The sequence below is a fragment of the Nonomuraea sp. NPDC050643 genome, from assembly GCF_040654715.1.
Classification (GTDB): Bacteria; Actinomycetota; Actinomycetes; order Streptosporangiales; family Streptosporangiaceae; genus Nonomuraea.
The window spans coordinates 216,798-231,933 of sequence record NZ_JBFAIM010000013.1 but is presented as its reverse complement, the minus strand read 5'-3'; the positions used below and the strand labels follow the sequence as shown (position 1 = coordinate 231,933).

Below are 15,136 nucleotides of genomic sequence, written 5' to 3'. Positions count from 1 at the left end.
GCATGGTAGGCGGGAGAAAGACCCACTTCAAGACGGCAAATCGCGATATTTCCTGACAAAGTGCTACCTGGATGGCCGCGCCGGTAAGGCTCAAGATTTGGTCACTTGTGTCTTCTCTAGGACATACGTGATCAAGGAGGCTCCCGAGTGTCCAGGAATCGCCGTGCCCTTGTCACGGCGGCGGCCGTCGCCGCGTTAACGCTGGCGGGAATGCCAGCGCTCGCCGCCGACATCCCGCCGCCCGACACCGTGGTCACCAGCCCCAACGTGACCCACGTGCTGAACATCCCCAAGCCCGCCCCCATCGCCGCCACCATCAACACCGACATCGCCTTCCAGGGCGACTACGCCTACGTCGGCAACTACGGCGGATTCTCGATCTACGACATCAGCAACCCCCGGAAGGCCAAGGTCGTCAGCTCGGTCGTCTGCCCGGGCGCCCAGATGGACGTCAGCGTCTACGGCAACCTGCTCTTCACCGCCGTGGACTCCTCCCGCAACAACGACTCCTGCAGCAGCGTCGGGCAGCCGGCCACTGTCAAGGAGTCGTGGGAGGGCGTACGCATCTTCGACATCTCCGACAAGGCCAGCCCCCGGTACATCAAGTCGGTCGAGACCAACTGCGGCTCGCACACGCTGACCCTGGTGCCCGGCAAGGGCCGTGACCGGAACAGGAACGTCTACCTCTACGTCTCCTCGTACCTGCCGGCCGCGAACTTCCCGGACTGCCTGCCGCCGCACGACAAGATCTCGATCATCAAGGTGCCGCTCAGGAGCCCGGAGACCGCCGCGGTGGCGGCCACCCCGGTGGTGTTCCCCGACGGCGGCAACGAGACCCAGCCGGGCCTGCTGGTGCCGACCTCGGGCTGCCACGACATCACCGCCTACGCGGAGAAGGACATCGCGGCGGGCGCCTGCATGGGTGACGGCGTGCTGTTCGACATCTCCGACCGGCTCAACCCGAGGGTCACCGCCAGGACCACGGACCCGAACTTCGCGTTCTGGCACTCGGCCACCTGGAGCAACGACGCCAAGAAGGTCGTCTTCACCGACGAGCTCGGCGGCGGCGGCGCGGCGACCTGCAACGAGGCCACCGGGCCGACCCGGGGCGCGGACGCGATCTACGACGTGTCGCGCGGGCGGTTCACGTTCAAGAGCTACTTCAAGATCCCGCGCTTCCAGGCCGACTCCGAGAACTGCGTCGCGCACAACGGCTCGCTGATCCCGGTCAAGGGCCGCGACATCATGGTCCAGGCCTGGTACATGGGCGGGCTGTCGATCTGGGACTTCACCAACTCCTCCCGCCCAAGGGAGATCGGCTACTTCGAGCGCGGTCCCCGGGCGGCCGGCGACGGAGGGGGCATCTGGTCCGCCTACTACTACAACGGCTACATCTACGGGGCCGACTTCCACGAGGGCCTCGACGTGATCAAGATCAGTGACCGGCTCACGGACAGCGCCAGGCACGTCCGTACCGACCGGTTGAACGTGCAGACGCAAGAGTCGTACCACCGCTAGTCACCGCTGGTACGAAACGGCGCGCGTGCCTCTGACCGCGCTCACTGAGGCGGCGCGAACCCGCCCGGAGTCGCCTGCGGCGGCTCCGGCGCGGGTGCGGCCGGAGGCTGATACGACGGCTGAACGGGCGGTCCGTACGGCGGCGGGGGTGGTGGCGGTGGCGCGCTTCCCGTCCACGGGGCTCCCGCCGGCTGGGCTCCCACGCGCGGAACCCCCGTGTGCTGAGCCCCCATCTGCTGAGCCCCCGCGTGCTGGGTTCCCATGCGCTGGGCGAAACGTGCCTGCTCCCGGCGGCGGCGCTCGGCCAGGACGGCGCTCAGGTACGCGTGCGGCGGCACCCCCGCGGGCGCCGAGGGCGAGACGAAGGACGCCACCTGGGTCGCGATGCGCACGCCCATGTCGTGCTGGATCTGCGGCGCCAGATCGTGCCAGCGCGCCAGATACTGCCTGGCCGCCTGCGTCACCTCGTCGGGAAGCTGGGAGAGCTCCAGCGTGGCCGCCCAGCCCGCCAGTTGCGGCGGCATGACGAGTGCCTGCCCCGACTCGCGCGGCCCCCGCTCGGAGATCACGATGGTGCCCGCGAAGACGTCACCGAGCCGCTTGCCCCGCTGCGAGACCAGCGACGCGATCAGCGCCGGCGCGCCCGACAACATCCAGAACTCCACCACCCCGGCCAGCCCGCGGAACAGCGCCTGCCTGAAGCGCTCCGGGCTGCCGTCATCGCTGACCACCCGGAGTCCGAGCGCCAGCTTGCCGAGGCTGCGGCCCCTGCTGAGGGACTCGAAGATCACCGGATAGCCGACCATCACCAGCACGAACAGCACGATCATGACGGCCGCGAACATGGCGGGGTCCGTGACCCACGCGAACGCCCCTAAGATCGCGTACGCGGCGATCAGCGCCGTCAACTGCAGGGCCATGTCGATGATGATCGCCAGCGCGCGGGAAGGCATCTGGGCCACCCGCACCTCGACGACGACGGCGTCGCCGGTCACAACCTCTGACATATGTGGAGCCTAACGGCTATGTCCCAGTGATTGAGCGGCCAGAATGTTCGGGTGGACATTGATGCGTTCGTCACGGCACACCGCCCCGTGTGGGACCGGCTTGATCATCTCGTCAAGAACCGCTCGTCGCTGACGGGCAACGAGGTGGACGAGCTGGTCGAGCTGTACCAGCGGGTGGCCACGCATCTGTCCATGGTCCGCTCGTCCTCCAAGGACCCGATGCTGGTCGGGCGGCTGTCGGCGCTGGTGGCCAGGGCCAGGTCCGCGGTGACCGGCGCGCACACGCCGGCCTGGCGGGAGCTGGTGCGCTTCTTCACGGTGTCGTTCCCCGTGGTGGCCTACCGGGCGCGGTGGTGGTGGCTGGCGAGCTCGGTGGCGTTCCTGGTGGTCGCGTGGGTGATGGGCGCGTGGGTGGCGGCCAACCCCGACGTCCAGGCGTCGATCGCGAGCCCGGAGGAGATCAGGCAGCTCGTCAACGAGGACTTCGCCGACTACTACTCGGAGAACCCGGCGGCCTCGTTCGCCAGCCGCGTGTGGATCAACAACGCGTGGGTGGCCGCGCAGATGATCATCTACTCGGTGCTCCTGGGGCTGCCGATCCCGTACGCGCTGTACGCCAACGCCGAGAACGTCGCCGTCTCCGGAGGGCTCATGGCCTCCAGGGACAAGCTGGACATCTTCTTCGGCCTGATCCTGCCCCACGGGCTGCTCGAACTGACCGCCGTGTTCCTGGCGGCGGCCGTGGGCATGCGCCTGGGCTGGACGGTCATCGACCCCGGCCCGCGCCGGCGCGTCGAGGCACTGGCCGAGCAGGGCCGGGCCGTGATGAGCGTGGCGCTGGGGCTGGTCGTGGTGCTGTTCGCGTCGGGCCTGATCGAGGCGTTCGTGACGCCGTCGGGGCTGCCGACCTGGGCGCGGGTGGGGATCGGGGTGCTGGCGGAGGTGGTCTTCCTGGCGTACGTGATCGCCTTCGGCCGGCGGGCGCTGCGCCAGAACGAGACCGGCGACCTCGAACGCGCCCCCGACGTCGCCCCGACCGCCTGACCCCCCGCCGCGGGCTCTCGTGGGGCCGGAGGGGCTCGTTCAGAGGCGGCCGGCGGCCTTCAGGGCCAGGTAGGCGTCGGCCAGGGCCGGGGCGATGTCCTCCGGGGAGGCGTCCACGACCTCGACCCCGTGCCGGCGCAGCCGGGCCGTGATGCGCCTGCGGCCGAGCTGGGCCTGTTCGGCCGCCGCCGCGTCGTACACCTCCTCGACCGACCCCCGGCGGCCCGCCATGGCGGCCACGCGCGGATCGGACACCCCGGCCACCAGCACCAGGTGCCGGGCGGAGAGCTGCGGCAGCACCGGCATGAGCCCCTCGTCGAGCGCCGCCGAGTTGAGGTCGGTGAGCAGCACGACCAGGCAGCGCCGCTTGGCCCGCGACAGCACGGCGGCCACCATGCCCTGCGAGTCGGCCTCGATCAGCTCCGCCTCGATCGGCGCCATCACGTTGACCAGCGATGACAGGAGCTCGGTCCGCGACGCCCCGCTCACCCAGGCGCGCACGGCCCGGTCGTAGGCCAGGAAGTCCACCTGGTCGCCCGCCTTGGCGGCCAGCGCGGCCAGCAGCAGCGCGGCGTCCATCGACCAGTCGAGCCGGGGCCAGCCGGGCGCGGGACGGGAGTCGGGCCGTACGAGCAGGCCGCCGCCGTTCGCCGCGGCCCCCGCCATGGGGATCGGCGCGTCGCCCACCCGGCCCGCCGACGTGCGGCCGGTGTCGAGCACGATCAGCACACGGCGGTCGCGCTCAGGGCGCCACGTGCGGACGACCACGTCGTGGCGGCGCGCCGTGGCCCGCCAGTCGATGGAGCGCACGTCGTCGCCCACCACGTATTCGCGCAGGGAGTCGAACTCGGTGCCCTGACCGCGCACGAGCGCCGGATGCCGGCCGTCGAGCTCGCGCAGCCTGGCCAGCCTGGAGGGCAGGTGCTTGCGCGACAGGAACGGCGGCAGCACGCGTACGGTCCACGGGGCCTGGTGGCTGCCCTGGCGGGCGGCCAGGCCGAGCGGGCCGACCGAGCGCACCGTGACCGCCACCGACGAGCGGTCGCCGCGCCTGGTCGGGGTGAGCGTCACGGCGATCCGGCGGCGCTCGCCCTTGGGCACGTCGAGGTCGGCGACCCGCGGGGCGGCCCCCGCGGAGGGCGGCCAGGCGTCCCGCAGCAGGCCGCGTACGCGTCTGCCGCCCGGGTTCTCGACCACCAGCTCGACCGTGGCCCGCTGGCCGAGGCGGATCAGCGTGTCACCGGAGCGGTGGAACCTGAGCGGGCGTACGGCGCCGGCGAACACCAGGTCCACCACGATCGCGGCGGCCAGCAGCAGGCAGACCCCGGCCAGCGCGGGCCCGGGCTGCGGCGCGAACAGCACCACCACGATCCCGAGCGCCGCGACGAGCCCGGCGCGTCCCGTCAGAGCCATGAGCGCGTCTCCGTCGTCAACGCGGGACCGGGACCGAGGCCAGGATGCCGTCGAGCAGGCCGTCGGCGGTCGCCCCCTCCAGCTCGGCCTCGGGCCTGAGCTGGATCCGGTGCCGCAGGGCCGGCCTGGCCAGCGCCTTGACGTCGTCGGGCGTGACGTAGGGGCGCCCGGACAGCCACGCCCACGCCCGCGCGGCGGCCAGCAGCGCCGTGGCGCCGCGCGGCGAGACGCCGAGCTGCAGCGACGGGGAGTTCCGGGTGGCGCGGGCCACGTCCACGATGTAGCCGAGCACCTCGGGCGCGACGTGCACCAGCGCGACCGCCGCCCGGCCGGCCGCCAGGTCGTCGGCCGAGGCGACGGCCTTGACCTCCGACAGGTCACGCGGGTCGAAGCCCCGCGCGTGCCGCTCCAGCACCGAGATCTCCTGGTCGCGCGGCGGCAGCGGCACGGTCAGCTTGACCAGGAACCGGTCGAGCTGGGCCTCGGGCAACTGGTAGGTGCCCTCGTACTCGACGGGGTTCTGTGTCGCGCACACCACGAACGGGTCGGGCAGCGGCCGGGCCGAGCCCTCCACGCTGACCTGCCGCTCCTCCATCGCCTCCAGCAGCGCCGCCTGCGTCTTCGGCGGCGTGCGGTTGATCTCGTCGGCGAGCAGCAGGTTCGTGAAGACGGGCCCCTCGCGGAACTCGAACTCCGCGGTCTTCGTGTCGTAGATCAGCGACCCTGTCACGTCACCGGGCATCAGGTCAGGGGTGAACTGCACCCGCTTGAAGTCGACGGACAGCGCGGCCGCCAGCGTGCGCACCATCAGCGTCTTGGCCACGCCCGGCACACCCTCCAGCAGCACGTGCCCCCTGCACAGCAGCGCGATGACCAGCCCCGTCACCACCGCGTCCTGCCCCACGACGGCCTTGGACACCTCGGCCCGCAGCGCGCCCAGCGCCTCTCTGGCCGAGTCGCCCGAGCCCGTCACGCGGAAAGTATCCTCAGAGTTCACTGACCTGCCTTTCGATGGTGTCCAAGTATCCGGCCAGCCCGACGAGCCCGGCGTCGTCGGCCGGCGGCGGCCCGTAGAGCGCGGCCCCTACCTGGTGCGGATCCTGCCCCGTACGCGCGGCGAGCGCCGCGACGATCTCGTGCCGCCCGGCGCCCGAGCCGAGCCCCAGCCGGGGCGTGAGCCGGTCGATCGTGCCGGCGCGCAGCGAGTCGGCCGCCCGCTCCCTCGCGCGTCTGGCCCGGTAGAGCCGGCCGCGGCCCTCCACCGTCTCGGCCGCCCGCACGATGACGGGCAGCCTCTCCGTCACCACGGGCCCGAGGCGCCGGCCCCGCCAGAACGCGGTGATCCCGATCGCGATGATCGCCATGTAGAGGGCCCAGCGGATGCTGCCGGGCATGAGGTCGTACATGGATCGCTCCTCGTCGCCGGGCAGCTCCAGGAGGGGCGGGTTCTCCGGGCGGACGACCCAGGTGACGGCCTTGCCGGTGCCGATCAGGTTGAGGGCCAGCGCCGCGTTGCCGTCTTCGGCCAGGCGCCGGTTGGTCATGAAGTCGCCGTCGCCGACCACCGTGGTCACGCCGCCGGAGTGGGCGTAGCTGACCAGGGCGTGCCCGTCGCCGGCCGGATAGCAGCCGGTCGAGCCGGCCGTGCCGCGCAGGACGGCGCCCCCCATGTACGCGCTGCCGGCCGCCACGGCGGCGGGCAGGCGGCACGCGGGCTCACGGGAGCGCAGACGCGCCTGCTCCGGCTCGGTGCTCACGCCCGGCGCCAGGACGCCCAGGGACAGGTCGCCGACGATCAGGCGGTCGCCGGGGATCTCCGACAGGCTGATGTCGTCGATGAACGTGGTGTCCGTGATCAGGAGCAGCCTGTCGCCCGCGGCGGACTTGGCGGCGGCCGCCTCGGCGGAGTCGACCCGGTCGACGGTGACGCCCCGGTCGCGCAGCAGCTCGGCCAGCGCCTTGGAGCCCGCGAAAGAGGTGTCGTCGGGGTCGAGCGGGCGGGACGGGCCCGGCTGGGGGCCGAGAACGACACCGAGCACGCCGGCCAGGACGACGAGGGCGCCGAGCAGCACGATGACGCGGCTGGACCGCCAGGCGGAGCGGGCGGTGGGGGAGGTGGAGTAGGACTCGCCCTGACCGGCCGGGCGCGTGACGACGCTCATCCCACCCCTCCGGCCCGAGGCGGCCCTGCCAGGGCGGGGGTGGCGAGCGGGGCCGGGCGGGCCTGGCGGAGGCGGTCGTCCAGCGTGCTCATCGTCTCGTAGGCATCCCGGGTGCCCGGCACGTCACCGTAGGTCACGTCGTCGAACGAGCGGGCCGCCGCGGCGAGCTCCTCGGCGAAGGCGGGCAGTGACACCGCCGCCTCCGTCGCCAGCTCGTGGGCCGTGCGGCCGGGCATGCCGTCGACCAGGGCCCGCTCCTCCAGGTCGCGGGCGATGGCCCGGAGCCGTTCCTGGACGGCCTCCGTCCAGCGGCCCTGCGCCGCCAGCCCTTCGGCCGCCTGCCGGTGCTCGGCGGCGGTCCGCGACCGTTCCCCGAACAGCCCGCCCACCGCGAGCGCCTTCTTGCGGGCCGTCCTGCGGAGCTGCCAGGCGATCAGCGAGATCATCCCGAGCAGGATCAGCACGATCACCACGGACGCGATCACCCCGCCGGCCGTGCCGCCGCCGGTTGCCGCGTCGATGAGGTCGCCGAGGAACTGCATGATCCGCCGGTAGATCTGGTCGACCAGCGACTCCTTGGCGTATTCCGGCTTGAGGAGCTCGCCCGCGGCCTTGCGCGCGGCCTCCTCCCTGTCGATCGGGGTCACGGCCTGGCCGAGTTGGACGGGTGCCAGAGCTCGTCGGCCGAGGCGTGCACCCAGCCCTGGCGCTGCTGCTCGATGGCCGCCGTCTGGAGCACGAGGTCGAACGCCTCGCTGCGCATGCGGCGGTCGGCGTACAGGAGGCCGGCGACCCCGGCCTCGAACGGATAGGTGAACATCGCCCCGATCGTGGCGCCGATCGCGATCAGCACGGCCGAGACGATGGCCGTGGCCATCGAGCCCGCGCCGAACAGGCTGAACATCGTGCCCGCCAGCGTGAACGGCACCGTCACCACGCCGGCCACCAGCCCGACGAGCAGGGAGGTGAGCAGCAGGATGCCGAACACCCGCCAGAAGTCGCCGCTCACCAGGTGCCACGAGCGGCGCATGGCGTCCAGCGGGCCGCGGCCCTCCAGCACGACGGCGGCCGAGGCGAAGGCGAAGCGGGTGCGGAAGAACAGGGCGTAGGCGATGTAGAAGACGATGAACAGGATGAACAGCAGGGCCAGCCAGCCGAGGTCGCCCGCTGAGGAGGAGGCGCTCATGGAGAAGGCCACCACGAGCAGCCCGAAGACGAGCATCGGCACCAGCATGATGACGGCCATCAGCCCCACCACGCCGAACAGCGCCGGGATCCGGCCCTTGACCAGTTGCCAGGCCTCGCCCGCGCTGAGGTTGCCGCCGAACACGGCGCGGCCGAGTATGCGGGTGATCACCCCGGTCAGCAGCGTGACCACGACGAACTGCACCGCGTACGAGAGCAGCATGCCGCCGTATTGGGCCGCCACCCCGTAGATGCTGGTGAGCTCGGCCTCGGCGTTGCCGAGGCTGTCGGGGTCGGAGAGCGCGCCGCCCATGGTGTTGAGCACGAACGCCTGCCCGACGGCCAGCGGCACGGCGGCGAGCAGGGCGGCCACCGCCGAGAGCCCGAGCACGGCCTTGGGGTTGGACCTGATCAGCTTGATCGTGCCGTCGAGGATGTCGCCGAGCCCGAGCGGGCGCAGCGGGATGATGCCCGGCCTGATCACCGGCGCGGGCGGCGTGAAGCCGTAGCCGGGCGGCTGTTGCGGATATGCGGGATAAGGTGTTTGGGGCCCGGGTGCGTAAGGCGCCTGCTGTTGCGGCGGCGCGTACGGCTGTCCGGGCGGCTGCCCGGTGGGCACCTGCTCGTGCCCGCCAGGCGCGGTCCACGGGGAGGCCGGCGGGGCGCTGTAGGGCGGGGGCTGTTCGGCCGACCAGCCTGATGGCGTCTCGGGCGTGGGACCGTGACCGTCTGACATATCCCAATCCTGGCACGCTGGGCGAGGCATTGGTGTCGCGGAGCGGATTCACCACCTCATCTAGCCCGTATTCTCGGGCGAATCGGGGCAAGGTTCGCGTCCGGGGATGGCCGAAAGTCGCTCTGTTACCGCAGACTGAGATTGGCGGTCGCGGCGGACCTAAAATTCGCCTTTTGTAGGGCTCGAGTCCCACTCATGGGCCCACCAAGGGTAACCTTCAGCGATCGTGCGGGTATGTCCCACAATGCGTAGAACGAATGAGGGGCCATGAAAGGTCGCGTGCTGGTCGTCGACGACGACGCCGCTCTCGCCGAGATGCTGGGGATCGTGTTGCGAGGGGAGGGCTTCGAGCCTTCATTTGTCTCCGACGGCGACAAGGCCCTCGACGCGTTCCGGGATACACGCCCGGATCTGGTGCTGCTCGACCTGATGCTGCCGGGGGCCGACGGCATCGACGTCGCACGCAGGATCAGGGCCGAGTCGGGGGTCCCGATCGTCATGCTCACCGCCAAGAGCGACACGATCGACGTCGTGCTGGGGCTCGAGTCAGGCGCCGACGACTACATCGTCAAGCCGTTCAAGCCGAAGGAGCTGGTCGCCAGGGTGCGGGCGCGGCTGCGCCGCACCGATGAGCCGACCCCCGAGATCCTGCAGATCGGCGACATCACCATCGACGTGGCCGGCCACTCGGTCAAGCGCGGCGAGGAGACCATCAACCTCACTCCGCTGGAGTTCGACCTGCTGGTGGCGCTGGCGCGCAAGCCGCGCCAGGTCTTCACCCGTGAGGTCCTGCTCGAGCAGGTGTGGGGCTACCGGCACGCGGCCGACACGCGGCTGGTCAACGTCCATGTGCAGCGGCTCCGCGCCAAGATCGAGAAGGACCCCGAGCACCCCGAGATCGTGGTGACGGTCCGTGGCGTGGGCTACAAAGCCGGCCCCGCCTAATCCTGACCCCACCCCGCCATGCCCCCGACGAAGAAGAGATCCCGCCGACGGACGCTCCGCCAGATTCTCGGCGGCGTGCGCCGGCGGGTGCGTCGTGCGGCAGGCAGGACCCGCAGCGTCTGGCGGCGCTCGCTCCAGCTCCAGGTGGTCACCAGCACGCTGGTGATCTCGGTGATCGTGGTCGTGGTGCTCGGCACGTTCCTGTTCGGCCAGATCAACAAGTCGGTCGTCGACAGCAGCCAGCTCTCCTCCAGCAGCGAGGCGTTCGCCGACCGCCTGCAGATCGCCGACGCGCTGACTCCCGTGGCCGACGACGAGGCCAAGGCCACCGAGAGCGGCAAGAAGGGCTCGGCCAACCCGCTCGACGACGTCATGGACACCATCACCGGCTCGGGTGAGGGCGGCTCCGAGAAGCGTTACGACGTGCTGGTGCTCAACCTGACGACCCCCGGCGAGTCGCGGGCATCGGGCAGCGTGGTGCCCTCCGACGTGCCGATGGGGCTGCGGCTGGGCGTGCTGCGCAACATCAGGGAATACAAGTACGACAAGGTCATCGGCTTCACGCAGGAGATCAGGTTCGCGGGCGAGAGCCAGCCCCGGCTCACGTACGTGGTCGGCGGCATCGTCAACGTGCCCGTCAACGGCCAGAACTACGAGGTCTACCACTTCTTCCCGTTCACCGAGGAAGAGGAACTGCTGGTCAACGTCCGGCTCGCCATCGTCGTGGTGGGCCTCGGGCTCGTGCTGCTGCTGGCCGCCATCGCGTACCTGGTCACCCGCCAGGTCGTCACCCCCGTACGCCTGGCGCGGCAGGCCGCCGAGCGCCTGGCCGCCGGCAAACTGGACGAACGCCTCAAGGCGCGCGGCGAGGACGACCTGGCCAGGCTGGCGAACTCGTTCAACGAGATGGCCGCCAACCTGGCGCTGAAGATCCACCAGCTCGAGGAGCTCTCGCAGGTCCAGCGGCAGTTCGTCTCGGACGTCTCCCACGAGCTGCGCACCCCCCTGACGACCGTGCGCATGGCCGCCGACCTGCTGTACGACGCCCGCGAAGACTTCGACCCCATGGCCGCCCGCTCGGCCGAGCTCATGCAGGCCCAGCTAGAGCGGTTCGAGTCGATGCTGGCCGACCTGCTGGAGATCAGCCGCTACGACGCCGGCGCCGCCACGCTCGACCTCGAGCCGGTGGACGTGCGCGACGTGGTGCTGCGGGCGATCGGCGACTCCGAGGCGCTGGCCGAGCGGCACGCCACCCGTTTCGAGCTCAGGCTGCCCAACGAGCCGTGCATGGCCGAGATCGACAACCGCAGGGTCGAGCGGATCCTGCGCAACCTGCTGTTCAACGCGATCGAGCACGGCGAGGGCCGGGACATCGTGGTCACCGTCGGCGCCGACAGGGACGCGGTGGCCGTGGCCGTCCGCGACCACGGGATCGGGCTGCGGTCCGGGGAGGACACGATGGTGTTCGACCGGTTCTGGCGGGCCGACCCGTCGCGGGCCAGGACCATCGGCGGGACGGGGCTCGGGCTGGCCATCTCGCGCGAGGACGCCGTGCTGCACGGCGGCTGGCTGCAGGCGTGGGGGCAGCCGGGCGAGGGCTCGCAGTTCAGGCTGACGCTGCCCAGGACGGCCGGGATCGGCCTGAAGGGCTCGCCGCTGTCGCTCGTGCCGCCCGAGATCGAGATGCGCCGTACGTGGCGTACGTCCATGACGCCCGTGCTGCTGCCCGCGTCGGGAGACGGGGCCGGCCATGACGAGGACTAGACGATTCGCCGCCGTGGCGGCGCTCGTGGCGGCGGTGGTCTGGACCGGCTCCGGCTGCACCGTGATCCCCGTGAGCGGCCCGTTCACCGTCGACGAGGCCGGGGCGGGCGACCCGCTCAGCAAGCCGTTCCAGCGCATGATCGCCATCGAGCCCCAGCCGAACTGGACCCCCGAGGAGACGATCAGGGGCCTGCAGGCCGCCATGGCCGCCTACCCCGACGACCCGTCCACGCTGCCGAAATACCTGACCCCCGAAGCGCAGTCCAAGTGGAACGCCTCGGGCCCGGTGACGGTGATCGAGGACCTGTACGACGTGGTGCAGGTTCCGCCGCGCGACGGCCTGGAGACGGTGACCAAGGTCATGGTCAGAGGGCGCTGGGTGGCGGGCATCCACGAGGACGGCTCGTACCTGCCCACCGGCGGGCCGTGGGACAAGTCGTACGAGCTGCTCAAGGATCCGAGGGGCGGCTACCGGGTCAACTCCCTGCCGCCCGGGCTGCTGCTCACCGCCGCCGACGTGGCGCGGGCGTACCGGGCGACGAACCTCTACTACCCCAGCCGCAACAGCCAGGACAGGCTCGTCGTCGACCGCGTACGCCTGCGGCTGAAGCCCACCCAGCGCTACGCGCAGACCATCCTCGAGCGCCTGATCCAGCCGCCGAGCGAGGCCCTGCAGGGCGCCGTGCTGTCCAGCTTCCCGCCCGGCACCAAGATCGAGTCGGTCACCTCGGGCGAGGAGCGCGTGGTGATCAACCTCTCCGGCCCCCTCGACACCCTCGACCTGGGCGTCGAGCAGGCCCTCACGGCCCAGATCAGGACCAGCCTCAACCGGAACGACGTCGCCAAGGGGCGCACGATCGAGATCCAGGTGGACGGCGAGCCGTACGCCGTCGACCGGCCCAACTCCGAGCTGAACTGGCTGGCCAACGACGCCGAGCGCCCTTTCTACATCAACCGGGGCGCGCTCCACTCCCTGGGCAAGGACGGCCCGGCGGGCCCCGTGCCCGGCGCGGCGGGGGAGCAGCACGAGGAGTTCAGGGACTTCGCGCTGTCCAACGAGAGCACCGCCCTCATCGCGGCCAGGGCGGACAGCGGCGTCTGGGTGGCCGGGCTCACCGCGCAGGGGCGCTGGCAGGAGGTCATCCAGGGCACGGACCTGACGCCGCCCACGTGGCACCGCGACGGATCCCTGTGGACCTACGACCGCAAGAACGCGGTCCTGCTGCGGTACGACCCCACCAGCGGGCGGGGGGCCGAACGCGTCGCGGCACCGAAGCTGGTCGGGCTGGACGTCACGAAGCTGCGGATCGCCCGGGACGGGGTGCGGGTGGTGGTGACCACCGGCAAGAACACCGTGCAGATCGGCGCGCTCACCGGTGAGGGGGCGGGCATGATGCTGGGGAACCTGCGGCTGCTGACCACCACCGAGCAGAGCGACGAGATCATCGACATCGCCTGGGAGGGCGACGAGCACCTGCTCGTGCTCGTCAAGAGCAAGGCGGGGCCCATACTCAACGAGATCAACGTGGCGGACGGCGAGACGGTCGGGGTGCCGCTGAAGGACCGGCTGAAGTCGGTGGCGGCGCTGGAGGACCGGGTCCTGGTGGAGGCGACGACCGACAAGGGCACCAAGATCCTTGAGCTCAGCCCGGACCGCCAGACCTGGACCCCCAAGGTGGAGACCAACGGGGGCACCCCACTGTTCCCCCTGGGCTGACCGGCGTTCTGGGCTGATTGGTCTCCTGGGACGGCCCGTGCCGTGCAGGGTGGGCCTCCCGGGAGGTGGCTCGCGCTTCTTGGGCTGACCGGTTTCCGGGGGGCCTTGGGTGGTGGGCTTCCGGGAGTGGTCGGCGCCTTGGGCAGTCGGGTCTCTGGGAGATGGCTCGTGTCTGGAGTGGTGGTCTCCACGAGATGGTTCGCGCCTGGAGCGGTGGGCCGCCAGAGGTGGTCGGCGGTCTTGAGATGGACGATCGGGTGTGGGTGATCGGCCGGTCCGGGGTCGGTTGTGGGGTTTGGGTCGCGGGGCTTGGTGGGGCGGATGGTCCGGTGGGCTTGGTGGTCGCTGGAATTGTCGGTGGCGGCGGGCATCGTTGGGCGCGTGCTGAGCGCCGTACTGGATCTCGTTCTTCCGCCCTCGTGCGCGGGCTGTGGCGCCAAGGGGGCGATGTGCTGTCCGGGGTGCCGGGCCGCGCTGCTGGGCCCACCGGCCAGACGCCTGCCCGCGCCCGCGCCTTCCGGCCTGCCCGATTGCTGGTCGGCGGCGCTTTACGAAGGCGTCGTGCGCAGGATGATCGTGGCGTACAAGGAACGGGGCGCCGTGGCTCTCGCGGGGGTGCTGGCGGAGGCGGTGGCGCGCGCCGCGGCGGCGGCCCTCGGGCGTGCGGGCGGGTGGGCGGCGGAGGGGTTCGCGGTGGTGCCGGTGCCGAGCGCCCGCAGGAGTGTGCGCGACCGGGGCCACGATCCGGTGGGGCGGTTGGCGGTGCTGACGGCCCGGCGGCTGCGGGAGTCCGGGTGGCGGGCCGAGGCGTGGCCGGCGCTGGGGCAGATTCGGCGAGTGGCCGACCAGGCGGGCCTGAGCTGCGCTGAGAGGAGCTCCAACCTGGTGGGGTCACTCCAGGTCACAACAGCCGCCAACGGGCCTCCAGCGGCCTTTGCGCTGCTCCTGGACGACATTCTGACGACCGGCGCCACCCTCGCGGAGGCCGCCAGAGCGGTGCGTTCGGCAGGGCTGAGGGTGCCGCTGGCGGTGACCGTGGGCGCGACACGCCGAAGATCTTGAAAATGGTCCGGTGACGTTGAGTAAAGAAAGATCCAAATAGTCAACCTGGCCGGGGCGTCACATCTCAGTAGCCCTGGGTGGGCGGTGTGGCAGCTCAGCGGACGGGAGGCCCGTACTCATAAGGGCTGCCGACCGGTTAAAAGGGGCACCGGAATGCGCTTTCCGAGCGGGACAAAATCACTGATAGTGATCCAATGGCCGAGGCTCCGGCTGACATTCGTGCTGGATGCGGATAGCGTTCTGACATGGCACCCGTTCGGGTCCGTGGTTGCGCAGGGTCGGGGTTCCCGGCTCTGCTAGCCGATGCCAGCCGCAGGCAAAACGGTCCACGTAAGGCGACTCTTTGTCGACCGATCACGGTGCGGCTTAGGGGTAAGTCCTGCCTTCCCGGGGGTCCAGATGTCCCCCGTCCGAGGAGAAGGGCAGTAGTGGCAACAGTGCTGCGAGACCCTCAGCAGGCGAATGTGGGGTCGAAGACCAGGTCGGCCGGGCGGGTGCCGCCCGAGTTCCCGGTGATCTCGAGTCGGAAGAGGGTAACGGTGACAGAAAGGCAGACAGAAGACCCCGCCCGGCATGCACGTCG

The 15,136-nt window shown here is 71.1% G+C and carries 12 protein-coding genes; 6 read left to right on the top strand and 6 right to left on the bottom strand.

Features of this window, described 5'->3' with window-relative positions; all coding sequences use genetic code 11:
• Positions 1–210: 210 nt before the first annotated feature.
• Positions 211–1,518, top strand: coding sequence for a hypothetical protein (locus AB0I15_RS19645; RefSeq protein ID WP_358097020.1), 1,308 nt, complete (start codon positions 211–213; stop codon positions 1,516–1,518).
• Positions 1,519–1,559: 41 nt separating this feature from the next.
• Here AB0I15_RS19645 and AB0I15_RS19640 read toward each other — a convergent pair whose 3' ends face one another.
• Entirely contained in the window at positions 1,560–2,525 is a 966-nt protein-coding gene (locus AB0I15_RS19640; RefSeq protein WP_358097017.1) for an RDD family protein, read from the bottom strand.
• 51 nt (positions 2,526–2,576) lie between these two features.
• Between AB0I15_RS19640 and AB0I15_RS19635 the strand changes: the two genes are divergently transcribed.
• Positions 2,577–3,569, top strand: coding sequence for a stage II sporulation protein M (locus tag AB0I15_RS19635; RefSeq protein WP_358097014.1), 993 nt, complete (start codon positions 2,577–2,579; stop codon positions 3,567–3,569).
• 39 nt (positions 3,570–3,608) lie between these two features.
• On the opposite strand, the gene AB0I15_RS19630 is transcribed toward AB0I15_RS19635, so the two are convergent.
• The 5 genes from AB0I15_RS19630 to AB0I15_RS19610 are packed head-to-tail and all read right to left on the bottom strand — an operon-like array spanning position 3,609 to position 9,065.
• Complete coding sequence (locus AB0I15_RS19630; RefSeq protein ID WP_358097011.1) at positions 3,609–4,982, bottom strand: DUF58 domain-containing protein; 1,374 nt, start codon at positions 4,980–4,982, stop codon at positions 3,609–3,611.
• 16 nt (positions 4,983–4,998) lie between these two features.
• Positions 4,999–5,955: a MoxR family ATPase gene (locus AB0I15_RS19625; protein ID WP_358097008.1), complete on the bottom strand. Its 957-nt coding sequence runs from the start codon at positions 5,953–5,955 to the stop codon at positions 4,999–5,001.
• A 13-nt stretch (positions 5,956–5,968) separates the two neighbouring features.
• On the bottom strand, positions 5,969–7,144 hold the full coding sequence (locus AB0I15_RS19620; protein WP_358097005.1) for a DUF4350 domain-containing protein: 1,176 nt from the start codon (positions 7,142–7,144) through the stop codon (positions 5,969–5,971).
• On the bottom strand, positions 7,141–7,791 hold the full coding sequence (locus AB0I15_RS19615; RefSeq protein ID WP_358097002.1) for a DUF4129 domain-containing protein: 651 nt from the start codon (positions 7,789–7,791) through the stop codon (positions 7,141–7,143). Before AB0I15_RS19615 ends, AB0I15_RS19620 begins: the two co-directional genes overlap by 4 nt.
• Positions 7,788–9,065 (bottom strand): glycerophosphoryl diester phosphodiesterase membrane domain-containing protein, encoded by a 1,278-nt coding sequence (locus AB0I15_RS19610; protein ID WP_358096999.1) that lies wholly within the window; start codon positions 9,063–9,065, stop codon positions 7,788–7,790. Before AB0I15_RS19610 ends, AB0I15_RS19615 begins: the two co-directional genes overlap by 4 nt.
• A gap of 267 nt (positions 9,066–9,332) precedes the next feature.
• On the opposite strand from AB0I15_RS19610, the gene mtrA reads away from it, so the two are divergent.
• The 4 genes from mtrA to AB0I15_RS19590 all read left to right on the top strand — a co-directional run bounded on the left by mtrA (position 9,333) and on the right by AB0I15_RS19590 (position 14,553).
• Positions 9,333–10,010: an MtrAB system response regulator MtrA gene (mtrA, locus tag AB0I15_RS19605; protein WP_043620615.1), complete on the top strand. Its 678-nt coding sequence runs from the start codon at positions 9,333–9,335 to the stop codon at positions 10,008–10,010.
• A 75-nt stretch (positions 10,011–10,085) separates the two neighbouring features.
• Positions 10,086–11,774 (top strand): MtrAB system histidine kinase MtrB, encoded by a 1,689-nt coding sequence (mtrB, locus tag AB0I15_RS19600; RefSeq protein WP_358096996.1) that lies wholly within the window; start codon positions 10,086–10,088, stop codon positions 11,772–11,774.
• Complete coding sequence (locus AB0I15_RS19595) at positions 11,761–13,491, top strand: LpqB family beta-propeller domain-containing protein (RefSeq protein ID WP_358096993.1); 1,731 nt, start codon at positions 11,761–11,763, stop codon at positions 13,489–13,491. The genes mtrB and AB0I15_RS19595 overlap by 14 nt, the downstream gene beginning before the upstream one ends.
• 321 nt (positions 13,492–13,812) lie before the next feature.
• On the top strand, positions 13,813–14,553 hold the full coding sequence (locus AB0I15_RS19590; protein WP_358096990.1) for a ComF family protein: 741 nt from the start codon (positions 13,813–13,815) through the stop codon (positions 14,551–14,553).
• Positions 14,554–15,136: the final 583 nt, after the last annotated feature.